We start from the raw sequence: 25,796 nt of genomic DNA, 5'->3' as shown, positions 1-25,796 counted from the left end.
CGACGGGCGCCGTCGCCCTTCCGGTGGTACAGCCGGTACCCGGCGCCCGTGTCCAGCTCGTGGCGAGGGCCGCCACCATGGAAGCGAGCACTGCGGCCGTGCCGGGAGAGCCTCGTGGTGCGCGTGGTCTCCCGCACCTCTTTCCGCAGCCGGCCCGGGTGTGCCCCGGCCCGCCCCCTGTTCCGGTCGGCCGCGGGCGTCCGCCGAACGCGGAGCCCGCGCGACGGCCGTCGTCGACGCTCCCCCGAGAATCGCCGTCGGGCCGGTGCACGCAGTGATGATGGCCGCGCCGCCCGGCCCGCCACCAACCCTTGCGTCCTGCTGCAACGGTTGGACAAGCCGCCGGGAGCCGGCCCGCCCCTCGGGCCTTTCGTCCGGACCGTGCCGGGCCGGTCCGGACGAAAGGCCCGAGGGGCGCCCCGTCACCTCAGGATTCCGGCCTGCCGGGCGGCCCTCAGCCAGGAGGGGAACTCCGACAGGACCCTGTCGTACAGCTCCTGGTCGGAGATCTGCTCGATGTCGTCGACGGCGAAGAAGCCGACGTTGTCGACCCGGCGGCCCGGCATGGTGTCGAAGCGTTCCAGCACGCCGTACTGCGAGCTGCCGAGGCCGACGAACTGCCAGAACACCGGCTCGTCGGCGGCGGCCCGCAGCTCCTGCTCGATCTCCTTGTTGCGGTAGACCCCGCCGTCCGAGAAGAACAGGACCAGCGTCGGGTCGGGCACCGGATGCGCACGCACATGGGCCCGCACTTCGGCGATGACCTTCTGCTCCTCGTTCTGGATGCCGACGGTGCGCATGTCGATCTGGCCGGGGAGCAGTCCCTTCGGCGGCCTCCTGCGGATGAAGACGCCGCTCTGTCCCACGCGTACGTGCAGTCCGAGCCACTCCGGCAGGTCGCCGACGGCCAGGTCGGGCAGTCGGGCCGGGTTCGTGGCGAACGTCCACGCCTGCATCTCGCCGTCGTCGTCGAGCTGCGCGGCGACGGCCACCATCCGCTCGACGACACCGGCCACCGTGCCCCGTCGGTAGAGCCCGCTCATCGAGCCCGAGGCGTCCAGGACGACGACGACCCGGGCCCGCAGGTTCGCGACGCCGTGCTTGTTCAGGCTGACCAGGACCTGCTGCTTGCGCAGCGACAGCCGCTTGCGCATGTCCACGGGGAGGTGTTCCTCGCCCTTGGTGAGCCGGGGGCCGGGGCCGGGGTGTCCCGCCGGAGGCAGGGGTGGAGGCGGCGGCGCCGGGGCACCGGCCGGGACCGGGGGCAGCGGCGCGGGCACGGGACCGGGAGCCGGCGCGGGCCGCTCGTCGTCGACGGTGATGCCGAAGTCGGTCGCCAGGCCCGCCAGCCCGCTCGCGTACCCCTGCCCGACCGCCCGGAACTTCCAGCCGCCGTCGCGCCGGTAGAGCTCGCCGCCGATCATCGCCGTCTCCGGCCCCGCGGCCATTTCGAACCGGGCCAGCTCCGCGCCGGACGCCGCGTCGAGCAGCCGCAGGTGCAGCCCCGGGACCTGGCCGAACGTGCCGCCGTCGGCGGACGCGCAGAGCGCGACGCGTTCGATGTCGGGCCCCAGCGCCCCCGGGCGGACCTCCAGCGTGTCGGCACCGGCCTGTTTGCCGAGGTGCGTCACGGCGCCCGAGGCGTGCCGCGGCTGGTTGTAGAAGACGAAGTCGTCGTCGGACCGCACCCGTCCGCCGCGGGTCAGCAGCAGCGCGGAAGCGTCCACGTCCGGCACGCCGGACCCCGTCGACCAGCCGAGCACCGCCCTGACCGCGGCGGCCTCGACCGGCATGTTGGCACCCTTGCTCAGTATCGTCACACCGGCCAGTGTGCCCGCCGCCCGGCGCGTGGGCGCGAACGGCCCCGACGGGGGCCGCCGGGGCGCCGGGCTCAGGGGCAGCGGATGACCTGTCCCGCGTACGAGAGGTTGCCGCCGAAGCCGAAGAGCAGGACGGGCGCGCCGCTGTGGACCTCGCCGCGCTCCACCAGCTTGGACAGGGCCATCGGGATCGAGGCCGCGGACGTGTTGCCGGAGTCCACGACGTCCCGGGCGATGACCGCGTTGACCGCGCCGATCTTCCTGGCGACCGGTTCGATGATCCGCAGGTTGGCCTGGTGCAGCACCACCGCGCCCAGTTCCTCCGGGGTGACGCCGGCCTTCTCGCACACCTTGCGGGCGATGGGCGGCAGCTGGGTGGTGGCCCAGCGGTAGACGGACTGTCCCTCCTGCGCGAACCGGGGCGGTGTCCCCTCGATCCGTACCGCGTTGCCCATCCGGGGCACCGATCCCCACAGGACGGGGCCGATCCCCGGCCGCTCGACGCCGTCCGGTTCCGCGACGACGACCGCCGCGCCGGCCCCGTCGCCGAGCAGGACGCAGGTGCTGCGGTCGGTCCAGTCGGCGATGTCCCCCATCTTGTCGGCCCCGATGACCAGGACGCGTTCGGCCGCACCGGCCCGGATCGCGTGGTCGGCGGTGGCGAGGGCGTGGGTGAAGCCGGAACAGACCACGTTGATGTCCATCACCGCGGGCGATTCCATCCCGAGCCGGGCGGCGACCCGCGCCGACATGCTCGGGGAACGGTCGATCGCGGTGGAGGTGGCGACGAGGACCAGGTCGACCTCGGCGGGCCGGAGCCCGGCCCCGGCGAGCGCCTTGGCCCCCGCGTACGCGGCCAGCTCGTCCACCGGCTCGTCGGGGCCGCCGATGTGCCGGGTCCTGATGCCGACGCGGCTGGTGATCCACTCGTCGCTGGTGTCGACCATGGCCGCCAGGTCGTCGTTGGTGAGCACCTTGGCGGGCTGGTAGTGGCCGAGCGCCACGACACGTGAGCCGGTCATGTACGGGATCCCCTCGCTACGTATGGCAGGAACCATCCAGTCTTGGTCGCTACCGATCGGTACGGGGGCACGTGTTCCCACAGGAATCAAGCCCGGCCGTTGGAGGCTTGACAACAGTCCCATACGCCTCTTGCGACACACGGGACGCTGTCGCGCCCCGGGTGCAGGACAATGGGACCGCCGGGGTCACCGCTCCGCACGACACTCCGGTGACCTGCGGCGACCTCCGTATCGAGGGCCGGTCCGGCTTCCGCGGCGTTCCGGCCTCCACCACGCAAGGAGTCGGGTCAACCGCTATGGGACGGGTCACCGAGCGCCGCCGCACCATCCGCATCCGGGACGGGGCGGTCTCCGTCCGTCCCGACACGCTCGTCGCCGAGGAGCCGCTGGAGATCCGGCTGAACGGCAGGCCGCTCGCCATCACGATGCGCACGCCGGGGGACGACTTCGCGCTCGCCGCGGGCTTCCTGGTGAGCGAGGGCGTCGTCGGGGACGGTTCCGAGGTGCGGTCGATCGTCTACTGCGCCGGGGCGACGGCGGACGGCGGCAACACCTACAACGTGGTGGACGTGAAGCTCGCCCCCGGCGTGCCGGTCCCCGACATCACCCTCGAACGCAATGTGTACACCACCTCGTCCTGCGGGCTGTGCGGCAAGGCGAGCCTGGACGCGGTGCGCACCTCGACCCGGCACCCGATCGCCGACGCTCCCCCGGTCCGGGTCGAGCCCGCCCTGCTCTCCGCCCTCCCCGACCGGTTGCGCGCCGCGCAGCGGGTCTTCGACCGGACCGGCGGGCTGCACGCGGCGGCGCTGTTCTCCGAGACGGGCGAGCTGCTCGACGTCCGGGAGGACGTCGGCCGGCACAACGCGGTGGACAAGCTGGTCGGCCGGGCGCTGACCGATCACCGGCTGCCGCTGTCCCGGGCGATCCTGCTGGTGTCGGGGCGGGCCTCGTTCGAGCTGGCCCAGAAGGCGGTGATGGCCGGGATTCCGGTGCTCGCCGCGGTCTCGGCGCCGTCGTCGCTCGCCGTCGACCTGGCGGACGAGACCGGGCTGACCCTGGTGGGCTTCCTGCGGGGCCCCTCCATGAACGTGTACGCGGGCGGGCACCGCATCGCCCTGCCGGCAGAGGTCGCCGGGGGCTGAGGACGCCCGCCCGGCCCGTACGGGCCTTCAGACCGCACTGGCCGTGCCGTCAGCCCGCGACGGCGGGCTCCCGCGCCGTCGCCGCGCCCGTCGCGTGCGCCTCCTGCGGGTCGTGCGAGCGGCGCTTGGCGATCACCGCGCACACCATCAGCTGCATCTGGTGGAAGAGCATGAGCGGCAGCACGGCGAGGGACGCCTGCGCCCCGAACAGGACGCTGGCCATCGGCAGCCCGGCGGCCAGGCTCTTGTTCGCGCCGGCGAACTGGATGGCGACGCGGTCCTCCCGGCCGAAGCCGAGCCGCTTCGCCCCGTACCAGCCGATCGTGAGCATCAGCGCGAGCAGCAGCGCCTCGACGCCGAGCAGCGCGCCGAGCCTGGCCGGGGTGACCTGGTGCCAGACACCGGTGACCATGCCCGCGCTGAAGGCCGTGTAGACGACGAGCAGGATCGAGCCCCGGTCGACCCGGCCGAGGATCTTCTTGCGGCGGGTGAGGAAACCGCCGATCCAGCGGCGCAGCAGCTGCCCGGCGACGAACGGCAGCAGCAGCTGGACCGCGATCCTCAGCAGTGCGTCCGCCGAGAACCCGCCGCCCTCCTCGCCGAGCAGGACGGCCGCGAACAGCGGGGTGAGGAAGATCCCGGCGATCGAGGAGAAGGAGCCCGCGCAGATCGCGGCGGACACGTTGCCGCGGGCGATCGAGGTGAAGGCGATGGACGACTGGATGGTCGACGGGACGAGGCAGAGGAAGAGCAGACCGCTGTGCAGCTGCGGCGTCAGGACGTACGGGACCAGTCCCCCGGCCGCCAGCCCGAGCAGCGGGAACGCGACGAAGGTGCAGATCAGCACGGTGAGGTGGAGCCGCCAGTGCCGGAGCCCCTCCAGGGTCTCGGCGGTGGAGAGCCGGGCCCCGTACAGGAAGAAGAGGAGGGCGACGGCTCCGGTCGAGGCGCCCTTCGCCACCTCCGCCGCGGTGCCCGAGGCGGGCAGTGTCGCCGCGAGCGCCACCGTACCGATCAGGGCCAGGATGTACGGGTCGACCGGCAGCCAGGACGGCAGTTTCGGGGTGCGGCGGCTCATGTGCTCCACGTGTCCTCTTGGTTCGGATCGTGCCCGCACCATGCTGCTCCCGATCCGTGCGATCGGGAATCCCGTACACCGCTCTGACTGTCATCACGTTCGGCGATAGCCTGGGGGCATGTACGACCCGGCGCAGTTGCGCACCTTCCTCGCCGTCGCCCAGACGCTGAGTTTCACCCGGGCGGCCCGGCGGCTGGGGGTGCGGCAGTCCACGGTGAGCCAGCACGTGCGGCGGCTGGAGGAGGCGGCGGGGCGGCAGCTGTTCGCCCGGGACACGCACCGGGTGGACCTCACCGTGGACGGTGAGGCGATGCTCGGTTTCGCCCGGACGATACTCGACGCCCACGAGCGGGCCGCGGCCTTCTTCACCGGTACCCGGCTGCGCGGGCGGCTGCGGTTCGGGGCCTCCGAGGACTTCGTGCTGACCCGGCTCCCGGAGATCCTGGAGTCGTTCCGCCACGACCACCCGGAGGTCGAGCTGGAGCTGACGGTGGAGCTGTCCGGGACGCTGCACCAGCGCCTCGCGGCCGGCCGGCTCGATCTCGTCCTGGCCAAGCGGCGCGCCGGGGACACGCACGGCGAGCTGGTGCGGCAGGACACGTTGGCCTGGATCGGCGCGCCGCGGCTGCGGATCGATCCGGACCGGCCGGTCCCGCTGGTGCTGTTCCCGCCACCGGGCATCACCCGGGCCCGCGCCCTGGAGGTCCTGGAGGAGCACGGCCGTTCCTGGCGGATCGCCTGCACCAGCACCAGTCTGAGCGGGCTGGTCGCGGCGGCCCGGGCGGGGCTGGGCGTGATGGCCCACAGCCGGGGGCTGATCCCGCCGGGGCTGGCGCCGGTTCCGGCCAGGGCGGGGCTGCCGGAGCTGGGCGGGGTGGACTTCGTCCTGTCGCACGGGCACCGGCGCGAGGGCGCGCGCGAGGCCGCCGACGCCCTGGCGGCGGCGATCCTCGCGGGCGGCGACCGGCTGGTCCGGGAGGCCGGGGCGACTGTCGTACGGGACGGCGCCTGACCAGGGGCCCGTGCAGGTCGGGGCGGCCGCGGGCACCGGTCCGCACCGACCGGGCGAGTGCGGATGAATCGCCGCGCACCGCCCGGTATCGGGAGTGGCAGCGGCGTACAGATTCGGTGGAGATTCCGGTGCCCGCCGGTCGCTCCCCGTCCCCGACCGCGCCCGAGCCTTGCCCATCTGGCCGGATTTCGGTGGCTGAGCTGTGCATATGCCATGGTGTCGGCCGATACGGAGCCCTCCCGTCGCGCCGCTCCGTGGGGTAGCGTCACGGCGCTGTGCTGAGCCCATGAGGAGCAGGTCATTGCGCGAGTTCACTGTCCCGCCCATGACGGCCGCGCCCCTCGTGGGCGGGCTGGCCGACGTGGTGTTCGACCGGGCCGAGGACGACCCGCACCGGGTCGCGCTCGGCCGCAAGGACGCGAACGGAAACTGGCGGGATGTCACCGCCGCCGCGTTCCGCGACGAGGTGCTGGCGCTGGCCAAGGGGCTGATCGCCCAGGGCGTCAGATTCGGCGACCGGGTGGCCCTGATGTCGCGCACGCGCTACGAGTGGACGCTCTTCGACCTCGCCCTGTGGTCGGTCGGCGCGCAGTCCGTGCCGGTCTATCCGACGTCCTCGGCCGAGCAGGTCCGGTGGATGCTGCACGACGCCGATGTGTCCGCCGTCGTGGTCGAGCACGAGGACCACGCGATGACCGTCGCGTCGGTGATCGACCAGCTGCCCCGGCTCGAACGGCTGTGGCAGCTGGACGCCGACGCGGTGGCCGACCTGGTCGCCGCGGGCACCCGGATCGAGGACGAGGTGGTGCACCGTCACCGGCGCGCGGTGACGCCCGAGTCGGTGGCGACCGTCATCTACACGTCGGGGACGACGGGCCGCCCCAAGGGCTGCGTGATCACGCACGCCAACTTCATGTTCGAGACGGACACCATGGTCTCCCGCTGGCAGGAGGTGTTCCGCTCCGCGCCCGGCGACGAGGCGTCCACCCTGCTCTTCCTGCCGCTGTCCCACGTCTTCGGCCGGATGGTCGAGATCGCGGCGCTCCGCGGCCGGGTGCGGCTGGGCCACCAGCCGGAGATGTCGGCCAAGGCGCTGCTGCCGGACCTGGTGTCGTTCCGGCCGACGTTCGTCCTGGCGGTGCCGTACGTGTTCGAGAAGGTCTTCGGCGTCGCCCGGCGCAGGGCCGAGGCGGAGGGCCGGGCGGGGCCGTTCGACAAGGCGGTGGACGTCGCCGTGAAGTATGCCGAGGCCATGGAGGAGCGGGCCTTCGGGACCGGCCCCGGACCGTCCGCCGGGCTGCGGGTGCAGCACCAGTTCTTCGACAAGGTCGTGTACCGCAGGGTGCGCGAGGCGATGGGCGGCCGGATCCGGCACGCCATGTCCGGCGGTTCGGGCATGGACCGGCGGCTCGGGCTGTTCTTCGAGGGCGCGGGCGTCCGGATCTTCGAGGGGTACGGGCTGACCGAGACGTCGGCCGCGGCCACCGCCAACCCTCCGGAGCGTCCCCGGTACGGGACGGTCGGGCAGCCGGTTCCCGGCACGACCGTGCACATCGCCGAGGACGGCGAGGTGTGGGTCCACGGCGACCACGTGTTCTCCGGTTACCTCGGCGACCCCGACGCCACCGAGGCGGTGCTGCGCGACGGCTGGCTGGCCACCGGCGACCTGGGCTCGCTCGACGGGGACGGCTATCTGACGATCACCGGGCGGAAGAAGGAGATCCTGGTGACCTCGGGCGGCAAGAGCGTGTCGCCGGCCGGTCTGGAGGAGCGGGTGCGGGCGCATCCGCTGGTCGCGCAGTGCATCGTGGTGGGCAACGACCGGCCCTACATCGCGGCGCTGGTCACGGTCGACCAGGAGGCGGTGGACCACTGGCTGTCGATGCAGGGGCGGCCGCCGCTGGATCCGCGGGAGCTGGTGCGCGACCCGGACCTGGAGATGGAGATCCGGCGGGCGGTGGTGGCCGCCAACACGGCGGTCTCGCAGGCCGAGTCGATCCGTACGTTCCGGATCCTGGCGCATCCGTTCAGCGAGGAGCACGGTCTGCTCACGCCGTCGCTGAAGCTGAAGCGCCGGGCGATCGAGACGGCGTACGCGACGGAGGTCGACGCGCTGTACCACTGAGGCACCGGGGTGCCCCGGCGGTACGGCGCGTACGACGTGCCGCACGGTGCCGGGCTAGTGTCTTTCGTTCGGATCAGGCCGGACCAGTGAGCGGAGTCCGGTGCGTGTGATCGCAAGGCGGAGGAGGGAGTGGACGCGGAGCGTCGGCGACCGACGACAACGCCGCGAGCGCGCACACCGGGGCACGCGAGCCCGGCATGATCCGAACGAGAGGCCCTAGGTGATCGAGACGCGGAACAGCTTGTCCGAGCCGTCCGGTTCGTTCCCCTTGTTGTCGCAGTTGGTGGTGGACAGCCACAGCTGGTCCCGGCCGGGCACCTCGGTGACGGTGCGCAGCCGACCGTACGTCCCTACATAGTAGGCACTCGGCGTGCCGAGGTTCTCGGTGTCACCGGTGATCGGCACCCGCCACAGCCGTTCGCCCTTCAGGGCTGCCATGTAGATGACGTTGCGGACGATGGCGATTCCGCTGGGCGACGCCTCGGAGATGTTCCAGGTCTTCTTCGGATTGGTCATGCCGGACGTGGTGCAGCTGCCCTCGCAGATGGGCCAGCCGTAGTTCTTCCCCGGCTTGATGAGGTTGAGTTCGTCCTTCTTGCTGTCGCCGAACTCCGCTTCCCACAGGCGGCCGTTGCGGTCGAAGGCGAGGCCCTGCGGGTTGCGGTGGCCGTAGCTGTAGACGTGGTTGCCGAACGGGTTGCCGGGGGCGGGCCCGCCGTCCGTGGTCATCCGCAGGATCTTGCCGTTCAGCGAGTCCTTGTCCTGGGCGAGGTCGGGGGTCTGGGCCTCGCCGGTCGACGCGTACAGGTAGCCGTCGGGGCCGAAGGCGAGCCGTCCGCCGTTGTGGTACCGGCTCTTCTTGATGCCCCGGAGCAGTACCTCGTACCCGCCGAGCGAGCTGCCGTCGTAGGTCATCCGGGCGATCCGGTTGCCCTCCGACGCGGTGTGCATGAAGTACACGCGGTGGTTGGTGGACCACTTCGGGTCGACGGCGACGCCGAGCAGGCCGCCCTCGCCATCGGTCGTGACGGCCTCGGGCACCGACCCGACCTGGGTGCGGGCGCCGTCGGCCGTGGCCCGGAAGACCTTGAAGCTGTCCCGCTCGGTGACCAGGGCGGTCTTTCCGTCGGGCATCCAGTAGGTGCCCCAGGGGATGGACCAGCCGGTGGAGACGGTGGTGATGCCGGACGGGACGCCGCCGTCGGTGGCGCAGGCCGGGGTGGTGAAGGTGACCGGGTTGCCCGGCGGGGAGACGTTGCCCGCCGCGTCCTTGGCGACGACCTCCAGGGTGTAGGGGCTGGCGCAGGCGAGCCCGGTGAGGGTGGTCGTGGTGGCCGGCGGGGTGCCGGTGACGGTCTTGTAGACGGTGCTGCCGCTGCGCACCTCGTAGGCGGTGACGCCCTTGTCGTCGGTGGCCGCGCCCCACTTCAGGACGACGCCGTTCGCGGTGAGGTCCGAGGCCGACAGGGTGCCGGGGGCCGAGGGGGCGGTGGTGTCGTCGCTGCGCAGGGTGGTGCAGTCCACGACCGGGCTGACCGAGGACACGTTGCCGGCCGCGTCCCGGGCGAACAGCGTGAGGTTGTACGTGGTGCCGGGGGCGAGCCCGGTCAGGTTCTTCGTCGTGGCGGTGCCCGGCGCCTCGCCGAACTTGTTGCCGTGTTCGTAGATGTCGTACGCGGCGACGCCCACGTCGTCCGTGGACGCGGTCCAGTTCAGCGTGATGCTGTTCTCGGTGATCCCGGTGCAGGTGGGCCGGCCGGGGGCGGTGGGCGCCTCGGTGTCCGAGGGGGTGACCGTGACGTCGAGGTAGTCGAGGTTGGGCAGCCCGCCGGCCGTCGTGGACGTCAGCCGGATCTTGTTGGTGCCCGCCTTCAGCGGGGTGGTGAGGGTGGAGGTGGCCCAGGTGTCCCAGTCCGCGGTGGGGGCGAAGGCGCGGGCCGCCGAGACGACCGTGCCGCCGACGGCGACGTCCGCGGGCCGGTCGGCCGTCGTGCCGTTGGAGTAGCGGATGGCGATCTTCCCGGTTCCCGCGGTGGCCGCGGTGACGGTGAACTCCACATGGCTGCCCACGACGTTGTCGCCGTTGACGAAGCCCGTCCCCGAGTAGCCGGAGTGGTTGGACTCGGCAGCGCCCCCGACGATCGTCGCGGACTCCGCCTCGTACCGGGTGGCGGCCGCGGCCGCCGATCGCGGGGCCGCCTGCACCAGCACCGCGCAGAGCAGCACCGCCGTGAGGGCCGCGGTCGCGCCCCGTGCCGCAGTGGGTGTTGTGGTACGCATCTTCGACACCTCCGTCAGGGGACCCAGTAGTTGCCGGACGCGACGATCATGGTCTGGAGCTGGACGCTCGCGCCGTAGTAGAGATCGGGGTCGATCGGGGTGGTGGCGAGCTTGTCCCACAGCGCGTCGAGCCAGACCTGGGAACCGGGGTCGGTCAGCGCGGTCACGACGAACGGGGCGGTGAACGCCATGTCGCCGCTGTTGTCGAACGCCGAGCCGTTCAGGTGGTAGCCGCTGCCGATCCGGTCCGGGTCGCCACCGGTGGCCTTCTTGATCCAGGAGTTGAGCTTGCGGGCCGCGGCGAGCGAGGCGGCGTCCCCGCTGGTGACGGCGTCGGTGCCGATGCGCCACGGGTCGCGGCAGGCGTTCCAGGAGTAGTCGCCGTCGTTGGGCGATTCGAGCACCTCGCCCGGCGCGGGCTCGGGCGTGCCGTCGGTATTGACGACGAAGTCCGCCAACAGCCCCGTGTCGGGCGCGTACTTGGCCTGCTGGGAGGTGATCAGCTTCTGATGGGCCGTGCGCACGGTGCCCCAGGTGCTGTCGCCGGTGGCGGCCTCGAAGGCGCGGAAGTGGTCGATCATCCAGTCCGAGGAGCGGGTCATCCAGTAGTGGGACTCGCCGGAGTCCGACCAGTCGCCGAACAGCATCAGGTGCGTGGTCGGGTTGACCTCGCTCTCCTTGATCGCCTCGATGTGCTTGATCGCGAGGTCCTTGTAGTCGTACGTGCCGGTGGATCCCCACTGCTTGTCGGCGAGGAGCAGGCCGTAGGCGACGTCGAGGTCCCCGTCGGTGGCGGAGTCGGAGCCGTCGACGCTCCGGCAGGAGGTGTCCTGTTCGGCGGCGAGGAGGTCGGGGTTGTTCACCGAGGGGTGGGCCAGCATGTACTTGACCATGCCGTCGAAGACGGTCCTGGCCTGTGGGTCGGCGCCCGCCATCGTGGCGGTGACGACCATGCCGTAGCCCTGGGCCTCGGCGACGTAGAGGTGGTCGGCGTCCGGCGAGATGACCTGGTACCAGCCGTTGCCGCAGTTCTGCCGGACGAAAGCGGACTTCCAGGCGTCGTACGCCTTGATCACGGCCTGGTCGAGCGTGGACTGCGCGCCGGACGGCTTCAGCGTCCCCGCCGCGTAGGGGAACAGGTGGCTGCCGAAGGGCACCGCGGGTCCGCCGGTGGCGGGGGCCCCGATGTCGAGGCGGTCGAGGTTGGGGCCGCCGTTCGCCGTGGTCGCGGTGGCCCGGACGGTGTGGGTGCCGGCGGCGAGGCGGACGGCGACGGTCTTCGTCGCCCAGGTGTCCCAGGAGCCGGTGGAGCCGAACGGGACGCCGGACGCGACGACGGTGCCGTCGACGCTGATGTCCATCGGTCGGTCGGTGGTGGTCCCGTTGGCGTAGCGGACGGCGAGCGAGTCGCCGCCGGCGGTGGTGCCGACCGTGAATTCGACGGCCGACCCGGTCGCGTTGGTGTAGTCGACGAAGCCGGTGCCCGAGTAGCCGGTGTGGTTCGTCGCCACGGCCGCCCGGGTCAGCAGGGCGTCCTCGGCCTCGTACCGGGTGGCCGCCGCGGTGGTGGCCGGCGGGGTGGTCACCGCCTCGGCGGACGGCACGGCGAGCAGGGGCAGGAGCAGACAGCCGATGCCTGTGAGGACTGCCGCCGAGCGGCGTGGGGGTGCGGCAGGGTGCACGGGTGGTCCCTTCCGGTTCTCGGTGTTAGGAAAGGTTCCTAACCGATACTGCATGGGATTCCCTGCGGGGCGATCTGTCAATGCCCCTCGCGGGCCCAAATCCCGTGAGGATCAAGCGTGTTGGTCCACGAGCGGCGCCGGGCCGGACGGATCGACCGAGGAAGACCGGGTCACGGGGAATGCGTGGCGCGCCCCGGACGTTCTTCTTGGACGTACCACCCGACGACGTAAGGATCGACCGCTCGTGAGCCAGGTCCCCTCCATCACCCTCAACAACGGCGTCGAGATGCCGCAGCTCGGTTACGGCGTCTGGCAGGTGCCGGACGACGAGGCCGAGAAGGCGGTCGCGACGGCCATCGAGTCCGGGTACCGGAGCATCGACACCGCCGCGATCTACGAGAACGAGCGGGGCACGGGCAAGGCCGTGGCCGCCTCCGGCGTCCCCCGCGAGGAGCTCTTCGTCACCACCAAGCTGTGGAACGGCGACCAGGGCCACGACGCGACCCTGCGCACCTTCGACGCCTCGCTCGACCGGCTGGGCCTCGACTACGTCGACCTGTACCTGATCCACTGGCCGGTGCCCGCCAAGGACGCGTACGTCGACACGTACCGGGCCTTCGAGAAGATCCACTCCGAGGGCCGCGCGAAGGCCATCGGCGTCTCGAACTTCCTGCCCGCGCACCTGGAGCGCCTGCTCGGCGAGACCTCCGTGGTCCCGGTGCTCAACCAGATCGAGCTCCACCCGCAGCTCCAGCAGGCCGAGTCGCGCGCCTTCCACGCCGAGCACGGCATCCGGACCGAGGCGTGGTCGCCGCTGGGCCAGGGCAAGGGCCTCCTGGAGGTCCCGACGATCGTCGCGATCGCCCGGAAGCACGAGCGCACCCCCGCCCAGGTGGTGCTCCGCTGGCACCTCCGGATCGGCAACGTGGTGATCCCGAAGTCCGTGACGCCGTCCCGGATCGCGGAGAACATCGACGTGTTCGACTTCGAGCTGGACGCGGACGACCTGGCCGCGCTCGCCGCCCTGGACGAGGGCAAGCGCCTCGGCCCGGACCCCGCCGACTTCAACGTCGGGGCCTGACACCCCCTTCCGGACACCGCCGGAACGCACGGCACGGTGGCGGGACACACCCTCACGAGGCGACACAACAGCACCGGGCACGCCCCTTCGGGCACGCCCGGCGGAACACGGAGCGGACCGCCGCCCGGCCTTCGAGCCGGGCGGCGGTCCGCCACGCGGGAAGGACCGGGACAACATGAACGGGGACGGCGCGCCCGTCGTCGCAGCGGGCCGCTACCGGCTGCGCAACGTGGGGAGCGGCCTGCTGCTGGGGGTGCACGGCGCCGCCAAGGGCGGCGGCGCCCCGGTCCGGCAGGCCGAGGAGAGCGGCTCGCCGGACCAGCTCTGGCAGCTCTCGCCGGTGCACGAGGGCGCGGCGCTGTACCACCTGGTCAACGTCCACAGCGAGAAGCGCCTGGACGTGGCCAACGCCTCCACCGAGAACGGCGCCGTGATCCAGCAGTGGCGGGCCAACAACTACGGCGCCCAGGAATGGCTGATCGAGCGGCACCTGGAGGCGCCGGGGGTGGTGACGCTGGTCAGCTTCGTCAGCGGGCTCGTCCTGGAGGTGGCCGACGGCAGCACCGCGGACGGCGCCCGGGTCCAGCAGTGGGAGGACACCGACTCCCCCGGCCAGTGGTGGCGGCTGGAGCCGGTGCGGGACGACGCCTCCGGGACGTAGCCGGACTCGGGCCGGCCCGGGCATGTGCGCGGACGCCCGCGGACCGGGATCCGGCCGGCCCTTCGGGAGCGCGCCGGCCGGGCCGTCACCCGACTGGACCAGGGCGGCCCGCCGGTCCTCCGGCGGCCGGGACATGGGCGGCGTCTGCCACGCCGTCACCACGTTCCGCCGCCCGGTCGCCGGGCCCCGCCGAGGGCCGCGGACCGGGGACGGGTCCGAGGGCCGGACTCCGGAACCGGGAAGGAACCGGAGCCCGGCGACCGTGTGCGGCACGGCCGTTCCGGTCGGCTGGCAGCACCTCGCCGTCCGGCTTTACTATGGTCTGACAGGTTTTCGGACGTGTCAGTCGTCCTTCGGGTGCAGGCATCCGAGCGGACACCCGCACCCGGATATCCTGACTGGAACCCCGGCCCGATTACGGCGGGCCGGGGTTCTGCGTCACCCGAGCGAATCGGTTACCAGCTCTTGCCGCCGCGGTCGTCGTCGTGGTGACGCTCGATCACCCGGAAGCTGCCCACGACGCCGTTCTTGACCCACACGCCGCCCTCGACGTGCCCGGGGTGCACCCCGTTGCTGTCGCTGTGCGGTCCGACGGTGGCGATGGGGGCGCCGTTGTCGCAGGTGGCCCCGCGGAAGACCTCGACGGTCCGGCGGCTGTCGTTGCGGATGTTGAGGGTCTTGGAGCCGAGGCCGCTGACCACGGTCATGCAGCCACCCGGGTGGTCGCTGTACGTCCGCTCGTTGATGTGGATGCGACCCTCGTAGTAGTCACGACCCTCGTCGTGGCCACCTCGCTCGTTGCCCTTGCCCTCGTTGCCCTTGCCGACGTCGCCGCCACCGAGAGCCGAGCTGGGAACGGCCTGCTGAACGGGGCGGGCCACCTCGACCGGCGCGGTGCCGGCAGCCGAGGCGTAGGTGATGCCGGTGGCGGCCAGGGCGGCAGCGGCCGCGACGGCGGCCGTGACGATGGTGGAACGGGTGATCATTTCGCTTCTCCTGTCTCAGAGAGATCGACCGGGCAGTCGATCTGTGAATGAACGTACTGAACGATCCTCATATGTGTCATATCGGACACGGCGGAGATCGGCGTCCACACTCTGATCGAGGTACGAAAATACGCCATATGCTATTTTCATATCATTAGACCGCACATCAACTCACCGAAAGATAACGGGAGTTGATGTGCCATTAGTCTGCTCAGGGGACTTTCTGATGCCCGCTCACCCCGGCAGAAGCGTGTCTTTTCTTGACAGCGCCCGGACCGGGGGAAATCTGCCTTCCGGCCCCGCCCGAAACCCATGGAAAACGGCCTGCGGGCATACCGCGACGGGGCTCCCGTCAGGCCCGTCGGCCCAGGTGAACGGTGCGTACCGAGAGCAGGAAGAGGTCGGGGCGGCGGCGCAGCCCGGCCGGGTCGTCGGGGTCGAGCAGCCGGTCGAGCGCGGCGGCGTCCTCGGCCGTGAGGTACTCCGCGAAGCCCTCGCGCCACCGGCCGAACTCGATGACCGCGTCGTCGCGGACCGGCTCGGGGACCGGGGCCGGGACGTCCAGCAGGAAACTGCGGGTGCCCTGCGGTTCCAGCCCCACCGCGGCGAACAGGGCGCTCCAGTCCTCGGACTCCCGCTTGGTGCCGGGCAGTGCCGCCCGCATGTCTTCGAACCGGTCCGTGTTGATCGCTTCGAGCCTGGTCTCCAGGCCCGGCCGCCCGAAGCCGATGTCGCGCGGGAGCCGACGGGGCTGCAGCCCGCCCTCGACCAGGGCGACGGTCCCGCCGGGGCGCAGCAGTGCAGCGAACCCGGCGAGCGCGGCGCGCTGGTCGCCCATGTGGTGCAGGGTGTTGCCCATCCAGATCAGGTCCGCCTCGCCCAGCCCGCCGAGATCGTCGGGGAGGTCGGCCTGCCGCACCCGGACCCGGTCGCCGAGGCCGAGCCGTTCGGCGCGCTCCCCGGCGCGTTCCAGGAGCGCCGGGGTGCCGTCGACGGCGACGACCTCCGCCTCGGGAAACATCTCGGCGAGCAGACAGGTGACCACCCCGGGGCCGCTGCCGATGTCGAGCACGCGGCGCACCTGCGGGGCCGTGGGGAGCCCGGCGATCCAGCGGGCCGCCTCCTCGTACTGCGGGCGGCTGATCTCGGCGTTCTGCTCCAGCAGCGGCCCCACGGCGTCCCAGCCGATGCCGTCGGCCGTCCCGTGACCGGCGTGGGCGGAGTGGTCGTGGCGGCCGCGGGAAGGGGCCTGGCGGGGGTCGTGGGCGGCGCTCTCGTGGCAGCCGTGGGTGTGCTGACTCATGGCACCAGCCTCACCGCCGCCCGGCTCCCTCGCCAGATTTGTTGCCGGTTCGGCAAGCCGTCCGCCGCCCCGCTCCCCGTGCTCCGGGCCGCCGGGCGGCAGAGGGGCGCCACATCCCTGCGGTCGGTGACTCCGGGACACATCCCGCCGAATCGTCACCGGGATATTGCCGGTGGGCCCCCGGGCCCATAACTTGCGTTTATGGAGCTGGAGTTGCGCCATCTGCGAACCGTACGTGCCATTGCCGACACCGGAAGCCTGACCAAGGCGGCCGCGACCCTCGGGCTCGCCCAGCCCGCGCTGAGCGCACAGCTGCGCCGGATCGAGAAAGCGCTCGGCGGTCCGCTCTTCGACCGGGACCACACCGGTGCCCGGCCCACGCTCCTCGGCGAGCTGGTGCTCGAACGGGCCCGGGTGGTGCTGCCCGCGGTGAGCGAGCTCCAGGAGGAGGCGGTCCGGTTCGCCAATGCCTGGGGCACGATGGAGCGCTTCCGGCTGGGCGGCACGCACGGGCCGCTGCTGGGCGGTCTCGTGGACCGCCTGGTCACGGCGCACCCGACCGCGCCGGTCTCGACGTACACCTCCTGGTCGGTGGCCGAGATCGCCTCCCAGCTGGTGGACGGGCGGCTCGATTTCGCCCTGATCGGCACCTGCGGGGAGAGCCCGCCGCCGGCGAACGACCGGCTGACGTGGCAGGTCATCGGCGTCGATCCGGTCTTCGTGATGCTGCCCGACTCCCATCCGCTCGCCGGCGAGCGGGAGCTCGACCTCTCCGCGCTGGCCGAGGAGTGCTGGGCGGACGTGCCGGGCGACGGCTGCTTCGCCGACTGCTTCGTCGGGGCCTGTGCCCGGGCCGGTTTCAGTCCGGTCTCGGTGTACGAGACGGACACCACGTCCGTCGTCCATCTGGTCCAGGTGGGGCGGGCCGTCGGGCTGTGCCGGGCGACCTTCCCGCCGACGCCGGGGGTGGTGACCCGGCCGATCGCCGGTTCGCCGCTGAGCTGGCGCCACCTGCTGGGCTGGCATCCCCGCTCGGCGGCGGCCGGGAGCGCGGCCGGGGCAGTGAGCGGCCACACCCGGGCGGCGTACGCGGAGGCGGTGGAGCGCAGCGAGAGCTACACCCGCTGGCTCACCGCGCATCCGCGGTTCGGCGCGGCGCTGTGACCCGTCGGCCCGTACCGCCCGCGGCTACCTCGCGCCGTGCCCGGCGGCGACCGCCGCCACCCGCGCCGCCAGGTCCAGGTCCTTCTCCGTGACCGCGCCACCGGCGTCGTGCGTGTTCACGCGGAGGGTGACGGTGTTGTATCCGAGGGTCAGGTCGGAGTGGTGGTTCAGCTCGTCCTGGATCGCGGCGACGTGCACGGTCAGCCCGGCGGCCGCGAAGTGGGTGGGCAGCCGGTAGGTGCGGGTGATCCGGTCCCCCTCCAGCGACCAGCCGGGCAGATCGCCCAGACGGTCCTCGATCTCCTCCTGCGACAGCGGTGCGGCGGGCATGCGGCGACTCCCTCGTCAACGGTCGGTTCCGGTCGGCGGTGCCGGTGACGTTACGGTCTGGGCATGACTACTGTCGCGCTCGACACGGGGGTAGGGCCGCTGCTGCGCAGCTGGCGGGAACAGCGCAGGATCAGCCAGCTGGAACTGGCGCTGCGCGCGGACTCCTCCGCCCGGCACATCTCCTTCATCGAAACGGGCCGCTCCCGACCCAGCGAGGAGATGATCCTGCGCCTCGCCGAGCATCTGGAGGTCCCTGTCAGGGAACGCAACGCCCTTCTGGTGGTGGCCGGTTACGCCCCGCGCTACGCCCACACCCCGCTCGACGACCCGGCCATGGGCGCGCTGCGCGAGGGGGTGGAACGGCTGTTGGAGGGATACGAACCGTATCCGGCGCTCGTCCTCGACGGCAGGTACGACGTGGTGGCGGCCAACCGGGCCGTCGCGATGCTGCTGGACGGCGTGGCCGAGCACCTGCTCGTGCCGCCGCTGAACGTCATGCGGATCACCCTGCACCCGGAGGGCCTGGCCCCGCGCATCCGGAACCTGCGGGCGTGGCGGGCCGACCTGCTGGCGCAGATGCGGCGTCAGATCGCCCTGGTGCGTTCGGCGGAGCTGCGCGAACTGTACGAGGAGGTCGCCGCCTATCCCGTACCGGAGGGCGAGGGGAGCCCCGAGGGGCCCGAGGCCGGCGCGGACGACGGGTCCGGCGCGTCCCTGCCCTTCGCGCTGCCCATGCTGATCGAGCACGGCGGGCAGGTGCTCTCGTTCGTCTCCTCCATCGCGACGTTCAACACGCCGATGGACGTGACGGTGGCCGAGCTGGCGATCGAGACGTTCCTCCCCGCCGACCGGGACACCGCCGACCTGCTGCGCTCGCTCATCGCCTGACGGCCGGGGTTGCCGCGCGGGCGGCCGGAGGCGCGGGTCCGGGGCGCGGCCGACGGCCGCGCCCCGGCGCGTCATGCGCCCGTTCCGCCCCGCCCGACTGCCCTCCGGGCCCGGGCCGGCCGCGTCACGGCAACGGGATCTCGAAGTGCACGGTGCCGACGCCGGGCCCGTGCTCCCCCGTCGTGCGGGCGTCGAAGATCTCCTTGGCCATACTGCGCCAGAACGCCTCCGCGCCCTCGACGTCGACGTTGGTGTGCAGGTAGATGCTGTCGTACCCGGGCGTCCCGGCGGCGAAGGCGCATGCCCGCTCCACGAGGGTGCGGGCCAGACCGTGCCGCCGGTGCTCCGGGCTCACGTAGACCCGCACGAGCTGTGCGGTGGTGCCCGGGGGGTAGCGCTCGGCGAGCCAGCGCGGATGCGGCGGATGGGCCGGTCCCGTCGAGCGGATTCCGGTGGTGGCCACCACCCGGTCGCCGTGCGCGGCGACCAGCAGCAGGTGGCGGGGGTCGTCCAGGTAGGTGCTCTCGATCTCGACGACGTCGCGGTGCCATTCGGGCACGTAGCCGTAGCCGAAGTCCCGGTAGAAGGTGTCGAGCATGACCTGGCGGGCGCCCTCCACATCGGCCGGACCGGCGGGACGCACGGTGTAGGGCGGGTTCGGGGGGTGGTTCATCGGGATCTCCTGAGCATGCGCGAAGGGCGCGGCATCCCTCGCGCCCGGCGAGGGCGTACGACGGCGGGCGCGCGTCTCACGGGCGGAGAAGCTGCGCCCCCATCAGATGACAATGAAAACGATTGCCGATAAGGTCCCTCTCGGTCAAGCGAGCACGCCCTGGCCGGCGCTGCCGCCGTGACCGGATCACACCTCAACCGCGCCGTGAGAAGGGGAAGTCGTGGCTCATCTGCTGATGGTCGAGAGCTGGGTCGGGTCCATGAGCAGACTGCTGCCAAGGGCCGTCCGCGAGGCGGGGGACGAGTTCACCCTGCTGACCCGCGACCTGCACCACTACCTGCGTTCCGCCCCGGAGGGCACCGCGCACCCCCTCCTCTCGGCCCGCCATGTGCTCACCGCGGAGACCAACGACACCGACGCGCTGCTGCCCTTCGTCGAACAGGCCCATGCGGCCCTGCGCTTCGACGGGGTGATCACCTCCTGCGACTACTACCTCCCGACGGCCGCGCGGATCGCGGGGCGGCTGGGACTGCCCGGCCCCGCGCCCGAGGCGGTCGAGAACGCCTGCCGCAAGGACGCGACCCGCCGGGTCCTGGCCGGGGCGGGCCTCCCGGGGCCGCGGTTCGCGGTGTGCGAGGACTGGGCACAGACCGCCGCCGCGGCCCGCGACATCGGCTATCCGCTGGTGCTCAAGCCGGTGGACCTGTGCGCGGGGATGTTCGTGCGCCGCGTCGACGACGAGGCCGAACTGGCCCACGCCCACCGCGCGCTCGCCGCCTTCCCCGTCAACGCCCGCGGCCAGCGCCGCGACCCCGGGGTCCTGCTCGAAGAGCTCCTCGAAGGGCCGGAGGTGAGCGTGGAGACCGTGTCCCACGGGGGGACCGTGGAGGTCGTCGGCGTCACGGACAAGAGCGTCGGCGGGGCCCCGGCCTTCATCGAGACCGGCCACATGTTCCCCGCCGCACTGGACCCGGCGGACGTCGCGGCCGCCGGGGAGACCGCGCGTCGCGCGCTCCGGGCGCTGGGCCTGGACGGGGTCGTCGCCCACACCGAGCTCAAGCTGACGGCCGACGGGCCCCGTCTGATCGAGGTCAACCCCCGTCCCGCCGGCAACCGCATCACCGAACTCGTGCGTCATGTGACCGGCATCGACCTCGCCGCCGCCTGCGTGGACGTCGCCCTCGGCCGCGAGCCGGACCTGCGCCGCCGTGCCACCGGGCTGACCAGCGCCGCGATCGGTTTCCTGGTGCCGGACCGGGACGGCGTGCTGGAGGCGGTCGACGGCGCCGACGCCGTCCGTGCCGCGGACGGTCTGCTGGAGCTCCGGCTCACCGACCCCGGCAGCACCGTCAGGGCCGCGGGCAGCAACAACGACTACCTCGGCCACGTCATGGCCGGCGACGCGCGGGGCCCGGCCGCCCGGGCCCTGGTCGAAGCCCTCCTCGCCCGGCTGTCCCCCCGGGTGGTGGCCGGATGACCGCCCTCACCGGCGCGCCCGTCACGGCCCGTTCGTACGACGACCTCGTCGGGCGCGTCCTGGCCGGCGACCTCGGCCCCGACCCGCGCACCCGGCGGATCGCGGTGGCCTTCACCACCCGGCAGGCGGTGCGCCACGAAGGGCGCGGCTCCGGCTACCGCAACGAGGTGCTGAGCCTGCGTCTCGCCGAAGCCGTGGGATCCTGCGCGGTCGAGCCGGGCGAACTGCCCGACGACGCCGTCGAGGACTGCGTCGGCGCCGACATCGCGCGCCTCCTGGAACACGAACTGCCGCCCGTCCGGGTCGCCGCCCTCGACGCGTACCTCATGCACGTCCTGCCGCACGGGCCCGGGAACGGGGGCCGGCCCTGCCCGCTGCCCGCCGGCACCTCGCTGGAGAAGTCCCGGGCCAGGGCCCGCTCCGTGGTGGAACTGATCGACGTCGCGCCCGGGGCGAGCGTGCTCGTCGTGGGCGTGGTCAACTCGCTGCTGGAGGCTTTGCGGGCGCGCGGCCTCGCGTACGTCCCCTGCGACCTCAAGGGCGGCACGACCGAATGGGGCGAGCCGGTGCGCACCGACGCCCTGGCCGAGCTGGAGCGCTGCGACGCCGTCCTCGCCTCCGGCATGACCCTCGGCAACGGCAGCTTCGAGCCGCTGCGCCGGCGGGCACGGCGCAGCGGCATCCCCCTGGTGATGTTCGCGCAGACCGGCAGCGCGGTCCTGCCGCGCCTGATCGGTTCCGGCGTCACCGCGGTGTGCGCGGAGCCGTACCCCTTCTTCTGGCTGGACGGCGGCCCGGGGACCATCCACCGCTACGGAGGCGTCCTGTGACCACCGTCGTCCTCGGTACCGCGCGCGCCGCGGGCAACCGGGAGCTCCTCGGCCTGCTCGGCCGCACCCCGCTCGCCCGCGTCACCGTCGACCTGCCGGGCCCGCAGCCGGGCTTCTGGGCCAAGCTCGAAGGGTTCGGCGTCGGCGGCATGAAGGCACGCGCCGCCGTCGCCATGCTGCTGGGCGCCCGGGACCGCGGCGAACTGCGGCCGGGCGCCCCCGTGGTGGAGTCCACCTCGGGGACGCTCGGCATCGGGCTGGCCTTCGCCGGGCAGGCCCTCGGCCATCCCGTCGTGCTGGTCGGCGACATCGAGCTGGAGCCCTCGATGCGGCAGCTGCTGGGCGCGTACGGCGTCCGCCTGGAGCTCGTCGACCGTCCGGCCGCCGAGGGCGGCTGGCAGGCCGCCCGGCTCGCCCGGCTGCGCGAGCTGCTGACGCTGCTCCCGGACGCGTACTGGCCCGACCAGTACAACAACCCGGACAGCACGGCGGGTTACGCCTCCCTGGCGGCCGAGCTGACCGCCCAGCTCGGCCACCTCGACGTGCTGGTGTGCAGCGTCGGAACCGGCGGCCACAGCGCCGGGCTCGTCGGACCGCTGCGGCGCCACTGGCCCGGCCTGCGGCTCATCGGTGTGGACGCCACCGGCTCCACCATCTTCGGCCAGCCCGCCAGACCCCGTCTCATGCGCGGCCTCGGCAGCAGCATCCACCCGCGCAACGTCGCCCACGGCGCCTTCGACGAGGTCCACTGGGTCGGGCCCGCCGAGGCCGTCGACGCCTGCCGCCGACTGGCCCGCGGCGCCTTCGTCAGCGGCGGCTGGAGCACCGGCGCCGTCGCCCTCGTCTCCGCCTGGGCCGCCCGCGTCCACCCCGGCGCGGTCGTCGCCACCGTCTTCCCCGACGGCCCGCACCGCTACCTCGGCAGCGTCTTCGACGACGGGTTCACCACCGCCCACGGCATCGACCCCGCCACCGCCGCCGTCCGCCCCGTCGAGATCCCGCACCCCCGGGCCGTGGAGGCCACCGGCTGGGTCCGCTGCCGCACCGTCACCGGACCGCCCGCCACCGCCCCGGAGCAGCAGCCGTGAGGGCCGCTCTGCGCACCGTGCGCCTCGACCTCACCGAGCCGCTGCGCATCTCCCGTTCCACCATGGCGGCCCGCGAGGCCGTCTGGCTGACCGTCAAACACGACGGACTGTGCGGTCACGGGGAGGCCGTCACCAGCGTGTACTACGGGCTCGACACCGCCGCCCTGGGACGGCTGCTGCACACGGAGTGCCGGTGGCTGACGCGTTTCCCCGATCCCGAGAGCGCGTTGGAGGCCCTGCGGAGCGGTACCGGACGGGCCGCCGCCCCACCGGCCGTGACCGCGGCCGTGGAGTCCGCGCTGCTCGACCTCGCGGGCAAGCGCGCGGGCGTCCCGGTCCACCGGCTCCTGGGCGGCCGGGGAGTCCCGCCCCGGGCCGCGACCGCCCGCACCATCGGCATCGTCGCGCCGGAGCGGGCCGGGGCGCAGGCCGCCCGCCTCGCGCGCGACGGGTTCCGCGTCCTCAAGCTCAAGGCCGGTGCCCCGGACCCGGACGAGGACCTGGCCCGGGTCCGGGCCGTCCGCACCGCCGCGCCCGGCACCCGGCTGCTGCTCGACCCCAACGGGGCGTGGACCGTCCGGGAGGCCGAGCGGCTGCTGCCGCTCTTCGCGGAACTGGGGGTCGAGGCCGTCGAACAGCCCCTGGCCCCGGGCGATCCGGAGGCTCTGGCACGGCTCGCGGAGCGCTCCGCGCTGCCCGTCGTCGCCGACGAGGACGCGGTCGACGTCGAGGACGCCCGCCGGCTCGCCGGACGGGTCCAGGGCATCAACGTCAAGCTGGCCAAGTGCGGCGGCGTCGGCGCCGCGCTCCGGATCGCCGCACTGGTCGCGGGCAGCGGAACCGGGCTGATGCTCGGCTGCCTGACCGCCAGCACCCTCGGCATCGCCCCGGCCGTCCACCTCGCCGACCGCGCCCGCTGGGTCGACCTCGACGGCCATCTGCTGCTCGCCGACGACCCGTGGACGGGCATCGGCGGCACCGACGGCACCGTCCGGGCGGGCGGGGCCCCGGGCCTGGGCGTGCGCGAGCGCGGCACCGGGGGGACCCGGGCGTGAGGACGTGGCACGAGATACGCGGCTTCCCGCCCGCCGTCCGGCTCCTGCTGGTGAACCAACTCGGCGTCAACACCGGCTTCTACCTGCTCGTTCCCTACCTCGCCCTGCACCTGAGCGAGGACCTGGGGATGTCCGCGGCCGTCGTCGGCACCGTGCTCGGCGTGCGCACCCTCAGCCAGCAGGGGCTGTTCCTCGTCGGCGGGACGGCGTCGGACCGGCTCGGGGCCCGCGGCGTGATCATCGCCGGGTGCGCCCTGCGCACCGTCGGCTTCGGGCTGTTCGCGCTCGGCGACGGGCTGCCCGTGCTCCTCGCCGCCTCCGTGCTCAGCGGGCTGGCCGGGGCGCTGTTCAACCCGGCCGTGCGGGCCTTTCTCGCCCTGGAGGCCGGGGAGCGCAAGGTCGAGGCGTTCGCCCTGTTCAACGTCTTCGCCACCACCGGTGCCCTGCTCGGCCCGCTGCTCGGCAGCGCCCTGCTGCTGGTCGACTTCCGTGCCTCCGCGCTCACCGCGGCCGGGATCTTCGCGCTGCTCACCCTCGCCCAGGCCCTGGTGCTCCCGGCCCGCCGGGCCGTGCCGACCGGCGGCCGGATCGTCGACGACTGGCGCGAGGTGATCGGCAACCGCGGCTTCCTCGCCTTCGCCCTGGCCACGGTCGGCATGTTCACCCTGCAGAACCAGCTGTACCTGCTGCTGCCCGACGGGGCCCGGCGGGCGACCGGCTGGGAAGGCGCCGCCGGGCTCGTCCTCCTCGTGGGGGCCCTCGCCAACCTCTGTCTCCAGATGCGGGTCACCGCCGCGCTGAAGGAGCGGGCGAGCAGGGCGCACTGGGTCGGCGCCGGACTCGCGCTGATGGGGCTGTCCTTCGTACCGCCGATGGCGGTGCCGGGAGACGGCACGGCCCCCGAGAACCTCGCGGACGCGGCGCTGCGCGCGCTGCCCGTGCTGGCCGGTGCGCTGCTGCTCCATCTGGGGCTGATGCTGGCCCAGCCGTTCGTGATGGAGCTGATATCCGGCTTCGGCCGGCCCGAACTCACCGGTACCTGTTTCGGCCTGTTCCACATGGTCTCCGGCATCGCGGCCGCCCTCGGCAACACACTCGTCGGCTGGGCCATGGACACCGGTGACCGCACGGACGCGCCATGGCTGCCATGGGTGTGCTGCCTGGCCCTCGGGCTCGGCTCCGCCGCCGCCGTCGCCCTGCTGCACCGTCACCGGATCCTGCCCGCCCACCCCGCGACAGCGTGAGGAGCACCCCCATGTCCGCCACCGCCGCGAACCTGCTCACCGACAACCCGGCGCTGTACGAGGCGCGCTTCCCCGACCCCGGACGGATCGCCGGCCGCTGGGCCGAGGACTGCCTGCGCCGGTACGGGGCGCCCGGCCCCCGCGTCCTGGACATCGGCTGCGGCACCGGCCGCGACGCCGCCCACCTGCACCGCGCCGGTCGCACCGTCACCGGCGCCGACCTGTCCGCCGCGATGCTGGCGTACGCCGACGACCGGCACCCCGGCCCCGCGTACGTCCGGGCCGACCTGCACGGTTTCGACCTCGGGGCAGGGGCCTTCGACGCCGTCGTGTGCCTGGACAGCGCCCTGTTGTACTGCCACACCAACGACCAGCTCGACGGGTTCCTGGCGTCCTGCCGCCGCGCGCTGGCGCCCGGTGGTCTGCTCGTCGCGGAGATGCGCAACGGGGCGTTCTTCCTGGGCCGCACGGAACTCCTCGACTCCCCGTCCGTCAACGGTTTCACCTGGCAGGGCACCGGCTACCGCTCCACCACCACCCTGTCCGTGGACAGGGCCGCCCAGTTGCTGCGCCGCGTCCGGGTGTGGACCGCCGACGACGGTTCCCCGCCGGTCGAGCAGCGCTCCGCGTGGCGCCTGCTCCTCCCCCAGGAACTGCGCCACCTGCTCGCGGTCCACGGCTTCGAGGTGCTCGCCCTGCACGACGGGCCGGGCCCGCGCACCGAGCCGCCGTGGCGGGAGGGCGACCTGCCCGCCGCGACCGCCGACGGCGACCGGCTGCACCTGGTGGCCCGTCTCGCCGCCCCTCCCCGTCCCTGAAACCCGCGCCCCGTCCGCTCGCACAGCAGCAAGG

The 25,796-nt window shown here is 73.1% G+C and carries 22 protein-coding genes; 13 read left to right on the top strand and 9 right to left on the bottom strand.

Going from position 1 to position 25,796, the window contains the following annotated elements; all coding sequences use genetic code 11:
• Window positions 1-422: 422 nt before the first annotated feature.
• Entirely contained in the window at window positions 423-1,820 is a 1,398-nt protein-coding gene (locus ACFYW1_RS23255) for a VWA domain-containing protein (RefSeq protein WP_388996296.1), read from the bottom strand.
• Between the two features lie 71 nt (window positions 1,821-1,891).
• Window positions 1,892-2,842 (bottom strand): beta-ketoacyl-ACP synthase III, encoded by a 951-nt coding sequence (locus ACFYW1_RS23250; protein WP_388996293.1) that lies wholly within the window; start codon window positions 2,840-2,842, stop codon window positions 1,892-1,894.
• Between the two features lie 296 nt (window positions 2,843-3,138).
• Between ACFYW1_RS23250 and fdhD the strand changes: the two genes are divergently transcribed.
• Window positions 3,139-3,987 (top strand): formate dehydrogenase accessory sulfurtransferase FdhD, encoded by an 849-nt coding sequence (gene fdhD, locus ACFYW1_RS23245; protein WP_388996290.1) that lies wholly within the window; start codon window positions 3,139-3,141, stop codon window positions 3,985-3,987.
• Window positions 3,988-4,036: 49 nt separating this feature from the next.
• On the opposite strand, the gene ACFYW1_RS23240 is transcribed toward fdhD, so the two are convergent.
• A complete protein-coding gene (locus ACFYW1_RS23240) occupies window positions 4,037-5,065 on the bottom strand; it encodes a bile acid:sodium symporter family protein (RefSeq protein ID WP_388996287.1) in 1,029 nt (342 codons plus the stop codon).
• 118 nt (window positions 5,066-5,183) lie between these two features.
• Here ACFYW1_RS23240 and ACFYW1_RS23235 point away from each other — a divergent pair, with 118 nt between their 5' ends.
• Together ACFYW1_RS23235 and ACFYW1_RS23230 are read left to right on the top strand one after the other, a co-directional pair.
• On the top strand, window positions 5,184-6,077 hold the full coding sequence (locus tag ACFYW1_RS23235; protein ID WP_388996284.1) for a LysR substrate-binding domain-containing protein: 894 nt from the start codon (window positions 5,184-5,186) through the stop codon (window positions 6,075-6,077).
• A 325-nt stretch (window positions 6,078-6,402) separates the two neighbouring features.
• Window positions 6,403-8,202: an AMP-dependent synthetase/ligase gene (locus ACFYW1_RS23230; protein ID WP_388996281.1), complete on the top strand. Its 1,800-nt coding sequence runs from the start codon at window positions 6,403-6,405 to the stop codon at window positions 8,200-8,202.
• Window positions 8,203-8,418: 216 nt separating this feature from the next.
• On the opposite strand, the gene ACFYW1_RS23225 is transcribed toward ACFYW1_RS23230, so the two are convergent.
• Window positions 8,419-10,482: a PQQ-dependent sugar dehydrogenase gene (locus ACFYW1_RS23225; RefSeq protein WP_388996278.1), complete on the bottom strand. Its 2,064-nt coding sequence runs from the start codon at window positions 10,480-10,482 to the stop codon at window positions 8,419-8,421.
• A 14-nt stretch (window positions 10,483-10,496) separates the two neighbouring features.
• Complete coding sequence (locus ACFYW1_RS23220; RefSeq protein ID WP_388996275.1) at window positions 10,497-12,164, bottom strand: glycosyl hydrolase family 8; 1,668 nt, start codon at window positions 12,162-12,164, stop codon at window positions 10,497-10,499.
• 244 nt (window positions 12,165-12,408) lie between these two features.
• On the opposite strand from ACFYW1_RS23220, the gene ACFYW1_RS23215 reads away from it, so the two are divergent.
• Both ACFYW1_RS23215 and ACFYW1_RS23210 read left to right on the top strand, forming a co-directional pair.
• Window positions 12,409-13,245 (top strand): aldo/keto reductase, encoded by an 837-nt coding sequence (locus ACFYW1_RS23215; protein ID WP_388996272.1) that lies wholly within the window; start codon window positions 12,409-12,411, stop codon window positions 13,243-13,245.
• A 175-nt stretch (window positions 13,246-13,420) separates the two neighbouring features.
• Complete coding sequence (locus ACFYW1_RS23210; protein WP_388996269.1) at window positions 13,421-13,906, top strand: RICIN domain-containing protein; 486 nt, start codon at window positions 13,421-13,423, stop codon at window positions 13,904-13,906.
• Between the two features lie 455 nt (window positions 13,907-14,361).
• Here ACFYW1_RS23210 and ACFYW1_RS23205 read toward each other — a convergent pair whose 3' ends face one another.
• Both ACFYW1_RS23205 and ACFYW1_RS23200 read right to left on the bottom strand, forming a co-directional pair.
• On the bottom strand, window positions 14,362-14,892 hold the full coding sequence (locus ACFYW1_RS23205; protein WP_388996266.1) for a hypothetical protein: 531 nt from the start codon (window positions 14,890-14,892) through the stop codon (window positions 14,362-14,364).
• Between the two features lie 352 nt (window positions 14,893-15,244).
• Window positions 15,245-16,195: a class I SAM-dependent methyltransferase gene (locus ACFYW1_RS23200; RefSeq protein ID WP_388996263.1), complete on the bottom strand. Its 951-nt coding sequence runs from the start codon at window positions 16,193-16,195 to the stop codon at window positions 15,245-15,247.
• A gap of 201 nt (window positions 16,196-16,396) precedes the next feature.
• Here ACFYW1_RS23200 and ACFYW1_RS23195 point away from each other — a divergent pair, with 201 nt between their 5' ends.
• Window positions 16,397-17,359 carry a LysR family transcriptional regulator gene (locus tag ACFYW1_RS23195; protein WP_388996260.1) on the top strand — a complete coding sequence of 321 codons (963 nt, stop codon included), beginning with the start codon at window positions 16,397-16,399 and terminating at the stop codon, window positions 17,357-17,359.
• A 24-nt stretch (window positions 17,360-17,383) separates the two neighbouring features.
• Here the strand turns inward: ACFYW1_RS23195 and ACFYW1_RS23190 are convergent, their stop codons facing one another.
• Entirely contained in the window at window positions 17,384-17,689 is a 306-nt protein-coding gene (locus ACFYW1_RS23190; RefSeq protein ID WP_388996257.1) for a 4a-hydroxytetrahydrobiopterin dehydratase, read from the bottom strand.
• 63 nt (window positions 17,690-17,752) lie between these two features.
• Between ACFYW1_RS23190 and ACFYW1_RS23185 the strand changes: the two genes are divergently transcribed.
• Window positions 17,753-18,577: a helix-turn-helix domain-containing protein gene (locus tag ACFYW1_RS23185; RefSeq protein WP_388996254.1), complete on the top strand. Its 825-nt coding sequence runs from the start codon at window positions 17,753-17,755 to the stop codon at window positions 18,575-18,577.
• A 124-nt stretch (window positions 18,578-18,701) separates the two neighbouring features.
• Here ACFYW1_RS23185 and ACFYW1_RS23180 read toward each other — a convergent pair whose 3' ends face one another.
• Window positions 18,702-19,250 carry a GNAT family N-acetyltransferase gene (locus ACFYW1_RS23180; RefSeq protein ID WP_388996251.1) on the bottom strand — a complete coding sequence of 183 codons (549 nt, stop codon included), beginning with the start codon at window positions 19,248-19,250 and terminating at the stop codon, window positions 18,702-18,704.
• Between the two features lie 220 nt (window positions 19,251-19,470).
• Here ACFYW1_RS23180 and ACFYW1_RS23175 point away from each other — a divergent pair, with 220 nt between their 5' ends.
• The 6 genes from ACFYW1_RS23175 to ACFYW1_RS23150 are packed head-to-tail and all read left to right on the top strand — an operon-like array spanning window position 19,471 to window position 25,762.
• Entirely contained in the window at window positions 19,471-20,727 is a 1,257-nt protein-coding gene (locus ACFYW1_RS23175; protein ID WP_388996248.1) for an ATP-grasp domain-containing protein, read from the top strand.
• Window positions 20,724-21,557, top strand: coding sequence for a Rossmann-like domain-containing protein (locus ACFYW1_RS23170; RefSeq protein WP_388996244.1), 834 nt, complete (start codon window positions 20,724-20,726; stop codon window positions 21,555-21,557). Before ACFYW1_RS23175 ends, ACFYW1_RS23170 begins: the two co-directional genes overlap by 4 nt.
• A complete protein-coding gene (locus ACFYW1_RS23165; protein WP_388996241.1) occupies window positions 21,554-22,645 on the top strand; it encodes a PLP-dependent cysteine synthase family protein in 1,092 nt (363 codons plus the stop codon). The genes ACFYW1_RS23170 and ACFYW1_RS23165 overlap by 4 nt, the downstream gene beginning before the upstream one ends.
• Window positions 22,642-23,700 (top strand): mandelate racemase/muconate lactonizing enzyme family protein, encoded by a 1,059-nt coding sequence (locus ACFYW1_RS23160; protein ID WP_388996238.1) that lies wholly within the window; start codon window positions 22,642-22,644, stop codon window positions 23,698-23,700. The genes ACFYW1_RS23165 and ACFYW1_RS23160 overlap by 4 nt, the downstream gene beginning before the upstream one ends.
• Entirely contained in the window at window positions 23,697-24,944 is a 1,248-nt protein-coding gene (locus ACFYW1_RS23155; RefSeq protein ID WP_388996235.1) for an MFS transporter, read from the top strand. The genes ACFYW1_RS23160 and ACFYW1_RS23155 overlap by 4 nt, the downstream gene beginning before the upstream one ends.
• An 11-nt stretch (window positions 24,945-24,955) precedes the next feature.
• Complete coding sequence (locus tag ACFYW1_RS23150) at window positions 24,956-25,762, top strand: class I SAM-dependent methyltransferase (RefSeq protein WP_388996232.1); 807 nt, start codon at window positions 24,956-24,958, stop codon at window positions 25,760-25,762.
• The last annotated feature ends 34 nt before the right edge of the window (window positions 25,763-25,796 follow it).

This window comes from Streptomyces sp. NPDC002669, from assembly GCF_042889165.1.
GTDB lineage: Bacteria > Actinomycetota > Actinomycetes > Streptomycetales > Streptomycetaceae > Streptomyces.
The sequence above is the reverse complement of the archived record's forward strand: the minus strand, read 5'-3'. Positions and strand labels throughout refer to the sequence as shown.